Source organism: Thiobacillus sp. (assembly GCF_024708915.1).
On record NZ_JANJXQ010000234.1, the window covers coordinates 1 to 6,083 of the forward strand.

A 6,083-nucleotide genomic window follows, 5' to 3' on the forward strand; every position below is an offset into this window, starting at 1 on the left:
TGGCTATGCAGTTTCTCGAATTCGGCAATCCAGTGCGGCGGAAACATGTCCACCCGGGTCGCCAGCAGTTGCCCGAGTTTGACGAAGGTGGGGCCGAGTTCTTCCAGCGCGCGGCGGATGCGCACGGGCGCATCGAGCTGGTTGATTTCGCTGGTGCTGTGCCAGTGCAGCACCCGTCCGGCGCGTTCCAGAACGCCGCTGATACCCAGCAGGCGCACCAGATCGCCCCAGCCATAGCGAATCATCACCGAGGCGATTTCATGCAATCGCGGCAGGTCGCGCACGACCGAGATGGTTTCCCAGAGCATCGTTGGTTGTTGGAATAGGTAATGCCGAGAGTGTACCCGCAAGGGGCACGCCGGATTCGTAAGCCGCTAAAGCGACAACGACTCCGCTGTACCCGCAAGGGGCACGCCGGATTCGTAAGCCGCTAAAGCGACAATGACTCCGCTACAGCCGCAGGGGGGCACTATGGGCGCGCTTCCCGCTGCTGGGTAGCGTGTCGTCAGGAACGCAGGCGCTCGCTCTGCCGCTTGAGCGATTCGGATAACGCCGCCAGGATGCCGCTCGCCACCTGCGACAGGCGCTCGGTGGCCGTGCTGGCCGACTCGCTCAGCCCGGTGCGTCCCGCCGTGCTGCTGGCTTTCACGCCGCTCGCCATCTGCTGGAGCGATTCGAGTACCTGCTCGCCGGTACGGGTGCCGCTGATCTTCAGGTGATCACTTAGGTAGCCGAGTTCTTCCTTCAGCTTGCCGCCCGACTGGCTGGCGGCCTGCTTCAGGGCCTCGACAATCTGCCCCTCCAGGTCGCGGAGCTGCTCAAGGCTGGCCTTGAGTTCGTTGTCCCTGAAGGCCTGACCCTGGGTGGCCGCTTCGCGCAGGGTGTAGGATGCCGCCTGCGCTGCGCTGCCGACGGCCTCGTCCAGGCCGGCCATCGCCTGCTTGAGCCCATCTTTCATTTCACCGCCGCGCGACGTCAGGCCGCTGCCCACGCCGGAGGCAATCGCGGTGACGATCTCACGCAGATCGCCCAGTGCCATGCGGCGTTCATGCAGGACGCGCGCCGTCAATTCGCGCACGCGTTCGCGCAGATCGGGCGTGGACACGGCTGCTGCGGCCTCGTCGTGCAATTGCATGAGTTGCGTATTGTCGGGGATACTGGTCTGGCTTGGAACTGGGGTTTGCGCGTCATTCATGGTGCTGTCCTCGAGTCAAGATTCGCTACGCATAGCCGTAATTCGCCTTCAATTACTATAGAGCAGATTGTCATTCGATGAAGTCTGTACTGCTGTTCCTGCTAGCCTTGCTGTCGACATCCCGCGCATTTGCGGCAACGCAAGACGATATTCACATGTATGCCGTCAGCCTGGTAGGCAGCCCCTATCGATTGGGCGGCAGCGCGCCTGGCAGCGGACTCGATTGCAGCGGTTTCGTCGGCCACGTATTCAGTCAGACGACCGGCATCCAGCTCCCGCGCGACAGCCGCGCGATCAGCGAAGCGACTCAGCCGCTCGCGCTGGCCGAACTCCAGCCCGGCGATCTGGTCTTCTTCAACACCCTCAACCGCGCATTCTCACATGTTGGCATTTACCTGGGCGAAGACCGTTTTGTGCACGCCGCGAGCAGCCGCACCGGGGCAGTCATGGTCTCCAGCCTCGGCGACCGTTACTGGCGCGAACGCTTCGACGGCGCCCGCCGCGTCGGCCCGGCCGGCGATGTTTCGCCCGCGATTGCCGCGCAGCAATAAGCGCTGCCCGGGTGCGCTCCGGCACGGCGTGCTGGCGGCGGTCCTGTTGATGCATTATGCGCATGCGGCAACCGATCTCAGCCTGGAAAGCGCGGACGCCGTCAACGAGGGACAGCTGCATTTCCTCGAAACGCCGCCTGCCAAACCCCTCCATCATCACCAGAATCGCATCCGCATCGATGCCGACAGCCTGGCTACCGGCTGGGTCGGGCTGCATCAATGCCACGACCGGCTGGACGCCGTGCCGCTGCTGCAGATCACCTTCCGCGAGGGCTACGTGCGCGATCTCGAAATCGACCTCGCCAGCGGCATCGGTCACGCCCGGGTCGAAGGCGCCAGCGTACAGCTGCGCAATGTCGAACCCGGCGCCAGGCTGTGCCTGTCTGCGCAGATCCGTGCCCTGCGCAACACCGGAAACGGCTATTTCAGTCTGTTCAGCGGACCCTACATGCGCAAATTCCTCGACGGCTATTACCCCATGCGGGTGACGCTCGACGTCGACTATCCCGCCGAGTCGCTCCGGCTGATCGACGTCAGCCCTGCGCCGCAGCCCGGGCTGCATTCCGACGAACGGCCCGGCAAAATCCGGCTGGACACCCTGTTCGAAGGCGAACTGCGCTTCCTGCTCCAGTTCGAACGCAGTTGAGCCGCAGCGGATTTTTATACCCATTCATGTATTGATAACCGTTCTCATTTTGAGTACGATTGCGAACATCGACCCAACCGAGAAGAAATCCGCGATGAAACCGATCCTGACCCGGCTGCTTGCCACCCTGGCATTCTCCGCCATCGCCCTGCCTGCACTGGCCGAGGAAGTCGTGGTGTATTCCGCGCGTAACGAGCAGCTCATCAAACCCTTGTTCGACGCCTATACCCGCGATACCGGCGTACAAATCAAGTTCATCACCGACAAGGAAGGGCCGCTGATGGCGCGGCTGAAAGCCGAGGGCAGGAACACCCCGGCCGATATGCTGCTGACGGTCGACGCCGGCAACCTGTGGCAGGCGTCCGAAGAGGGCCTGCTGCGTCCGATCCAGTCGAAAACCCTGCAAGCCAACGTGCCGGCCCATCTGCGCGATCCCGACAACGAGTGGTTCGGCCTGTCGGTACGCGCCCGCACCATCGTGTACAACACCGGCAAGGTGAAACCGGCCGAGCTGTCGACCTACGAAGACCTGGCCAACCCGAAATGGAAAGGCCGCCTCTGTCTGCGCACCTCGAAAAAGGTCTACAACCAGAGCCTGGTGGCGATGATGATCACCGAATACGGCGAAGGCAAAACCGAGGACATGGTGCACGGCTGGGTCGGCAACCTGGCGACCGCACCCTTCCCCGACGACACCAAGGCGATGGAAGCGGTGGCCGCCGGCCAGTGCGACGTCGCGCTGGTCAACACCTATTACTTCGGCCGCCTGATGGAGAAGAGCCCCAACCTGCCGCTGGCGATTTTCTGGCCCAACCAGAACCTGAAAAACAAGGCGGCCGGCGTGCACGTCAACATCTCCGGCGCCGGGGTCACACGTCACGCCAAGAACCCGGCCGGCGCGCAGAAGCTGATCGAATGGCTGTCATCCGGCAAGGCGCAGAACCTGTTCGCCGACGTCAACCTGGAATACCCGGTCAACCCGAACGTGTCGCCCGACAAGACGGTCGCAGCCTGGGGCGGCTTCAAGCAGAACCTGATCAACGTAAAAGAGGCTGGCAGCCTGCAGACCAAGGCCGTAAAATTGATGGATCGCGCCGGCTACAAATAAGCATCCATCTTGTCCGACTCTGTTGCAGTTCCAGCAAAAGCGCCCTCAGCGGGCGTTTTTGTTTTGCCCGACGCCCGCCCCCGCAGCGGCGGCTGGATGCTGTTCGCCCTGGCGGTCGCCGCGCTGGTGCTGGTGCCGGTGGCGGTCACCTTCTCCTCGTTCGCCCAGATCGAGGGCGACATCCTCGCCCACCTGACCGAATTCGTGCTGCCCGAACTGGTGGGCAACACGCTGTGGCTGGTGCTCGGGGTAGCGATCGGCGTCGGCGTGCTGGGCGTGTCGCTGGCCTGGCTCACGGCGATGTGCGAATTTCCCGGCCGCCGCCTGTTCGACTGGGCGCTGCTGCTGCCGCTGGCGCTACCCGCCTACGTCACCGCCTTCGTCGCGATCGGACTGCTGGACTTTACCGGCCCCTTGCAAACCTGGCTGCGCGACAGCTGGGGCATCACCGGCCTGCCCGAGATCCGCTCGCGCGGCGGCGTCATCCTGGTGATGTCGCTGGCGCTCTATCCCTATGTTTATCTGATTGCGAAAAATGCCTTCGCCACCCAGGGTGCGATCGCGCTGGAAGCCGCGCAGTCGCTCGGACTCTCCCGCATCCAGGGTTTCTTCCGGGTGGCGCTGCCGATGGCGCGGCCGTGGATCGCCGCCGGGATGATGCTGGCGCTGATGGAAACCCTGGCCGATTTCGGCACCATGGCGATCTTCAACTACGACACCTTCACCACCGCCATCTACAAGGCCTGGTACAGCCTGTTTTCGCTGCCGGCAGCGGCGCAGCTGGCCTCGATCCTGATCCTGTTCGTGCTGGTCGCGGTGGTGTTCGAGCAGCGCTCGCGCACCCGGATGCGCTACGGCGCAGTGGGCCGCAGCGCCGCTTCGCGACGCATCAAGCTGCCGCCGGTGCTGGCCGGTCTGGCCCTGCTGTATGCCGGCGCGGTGCTGGCAGCAGCTTTTCTCATTCCGATCACGCAACTGGCGCTGTGGTCGCGCGACGTCATCGCCGACGATCTCGACAGCCGCTACTGGGCATTTGCCTGGCATTCGGTGCTGCTGGCCGGCATCGGCGCGCTGATGGTGGTGGCCGTGGCCTTGCTGCTCGCCTATGCCGGACGCCAGCGCCCCGGCCCGGCGATGATGTGGACGCAGCGCCTCGCCACCCTCGGCTATGCCTTCCCCGGCGCGGTGCTGGCGGTGGGCCTGTTCATTCCGGTGGCGGCGCTGGACAACTGGCTGATCGACACCGGCCGCGCCTGGTTCGGCTTCGACGGCAGCGAAATCCTCAAGGGCACGCTCTTGGTGATGCTGCTGGCCTACCTGGTGCGCTTTCTCGCGGTCGGCTTCGGCCCCATCGACAGCGGCCTGCACCGCATCACCCGCAACGTCGACGAAGCCGCACGCAACCTGGGCACCGGCACGGCAGGCCTGCTCACCCGCATCCACCTTCCCATGCTGCGCGCCAGCCTACTGACCGCCGGGACACTGGCTTTCGTCGACATCATGAAGGAAATGCCGATTACCCTGATGACCCGCCCGTTCGGCTGGGACACGCTGGCGGTGCGGGTATTCGAGATGACCTCGGAAGGCGAATGGGAGCGCGCCGCGCTGCCATCGCTCGCGATCGTCATCGCCGGTATCATTCCCATCATCCTCCTGACGTGGCGCGGCACGCACTCGCAGCACTGAATCCCCATGGCTGAACTGATCCTCGACTCGGTCTCGCAGTCGTACGGCAAGCGGCAAATCATCGCCGACCTGTCCTTCACCCTCCCGGAGGGCGCGATCGGCTGCCTGCTCGGTCCCTCGGGCTGCGGCAAGACGACCGCGCTGCGCTGCATCTCCGGCTTCGAGACGATCCAGGCGGGCGAGATCCGCATCGGCGGCGAGGTCGTCAGCCGCCCGGGCTGGATGCTGCCGGCGGAGAAGCGCCGCGTCGGCATGGTGTTCCAGGACTACGCGCTGTTCCCGCACCTCACCGTGGCGGACAACGTCGGCTTCGGCCTGCGCGGCGAATCGAAGGCGGGAAAGGACGCGCGCATCGCCGAGCTCCTGGAACTGGTCGGCCTGACCGCCCATGCCGGGCAGTACCCGCACCAGCTCTCCGGCGGCCAGCAGCAGCGCGTCGCGCTCGCCCGGGCGCTGGCGCCGCGGCCGCGCCTGATCCTGATGGACGAACCCTTCTCCAACCTCGACGTCGAGCTGCGCGAGCGGCTCTCGATCGAAGTACGCGACATCCTGAAGCGCGAGGCGACCACCGCGCTCATCGTCACCCACGACCAGCACGAGGCGTTCGCGCTCGCCGACTGGGTGGGCGTCATGCACGAGGGCCGCATCCAGCAGTGGGACACGCCGTACAACCTCTACCACGAGCCGGCCAACCGCTTCGTCGCCGACTTCGTCGGCCAGGGGACGCTGCTCAACGGCGAGGTCATCAACGACCATCAGGTCGAGATCGAGCTCGGCGTGCTGAACGGCCACATCCCGGTCGAGTGCGGCGCCGAGGGCTGCGACTCATGCGTGCGCAGCTGCCACGTCGACGTGCTCCTGCGCCCCGACGACATCGTGCACGACGACGACAGCCTC

General features: G+C 65.0%; 6 protein-coding genes and 1 pseudogene. 5 read left to right on the forward strand and 2 right to left on the reverse strand.

Annotated features, from left to right (window positions below; all coding sequences use genetic code 11):
• Both Q0L94_RS15525 and Q0L94_RS15530 read right to left on the reverse strand, forming a co-directional pair.
• Positions 1–308, reverse strand: a pseudogene (locus Q0L94_RS15525) (ubiquinone biosynthesis protein UbiB); the annotation flags it as partial.
• Positions 309–505: 197 nt separating this feature from the next.
• Positions 506–1,195 (reverse strand): DUF6781 family protein, encoded by a 690-nt coding sequence (locus Q0L94_RS15530; protein WP_296754970.1) that lies wholly within the window; start codon positions 1,193–1,195, stop codon positions 506–508.
• 77 nt (positions 1,196–1,272) lie between these two features.
• Here Q0L94_RS15530 and Q0L94_RS15535 point away from each other — a divergent pair, with 77 nt between their 5' ends.
• The 5 genes from Q0L94_RS15535 to Q0L94_RS15555 form a co-directional block, all read left to right on the forward strand.
• Complete coding sequence (locus Q0L94_RS15535) at positions 1,273–1,746, forward strand: C40 family peptidase (protein WP_296754973.1); 474 nt, start codon at positions 1,273–1,275, stop codon at positions 1,744–1,746.
• Positions 1,747–1,795: 49 nt separating this feature from the next.
• Entirely contained in the window at positions 1,796–2,392 is a 597-nt protein-coding gene (locus Q0L94_RS15540; RefSeq protein ID WP_296754975.1) for a hypothetical protein, read from the forward strand.
• 94 nt (positions 2,393–2,486) lie between these two features.
• Entirely contained in the window at positions 2,487–3,500 is a 1,014-nt protein-coding gene (locus Q0L94_RS15545) for an extracellular solute-binding protein (protein WP_296754978.1), read from the forward strand.
• Positions 3,501–3,596: 96 nt separating this feature from the next.
• Positions 3,597–5,186 (forward strand): iron ABC transporter permease, encoded by a 1,590-nt coding sequence (locus tag Q0L94_RS15550; protein ID WP_296754983.1) that lies wholly within the window; start codon positions 3,597–3,599, stop codon positions 5,184–5,186.
• A gap of 6 nt (positions 5,187–5,192) precedes the next feature.
• Positions 5,193–6,083, forward strand: an 891-nt coding sequence (locus Q0L94_RS15555; protein WP_296754981.1) for an ABC transporter ATP-binding protein, incomplete at its 3' end; no start/stop codon positions are given.

Coding starts and splice junctions, on each gene's coding strand:
- Q0L94_RS15545 (WP_296754978.1), top strand. CDS start 2,487: ATGAAACCGATCCTGACCCGGCTGCTTGCCACCCTGGCATTCTCCGCC.
- Q0L94_RS15550 (WP_296754983.1), top strand. CDS start 3,597: ATGCTGTTCGCCCTGGCGGTCGCCGCGCTGGTGCTGGTGCCGGTGGCG.
- Q0L94_RS15540 (WP_296754975.1), top strand. CDS start 1,796: ATGCATTATGCGCATGCGGCAACCGATCTCAGCCTGGAAAGCGCGGAC.
- Q0L94_RS15530 (WP_296754970.1), bottom strand. CDS start 1,195: ATGAATGACGCGCAAACCCCAGTTCCAAGCCAGACCAGTATCCCCGAC.
- Q0L94_RS15535 (WP_296754973.1), top strand. CDS start 1,273: ATGAAGTCTGTACTGCTGTTCCTGCTAGCCTTGCTGTCGACATCCCGC.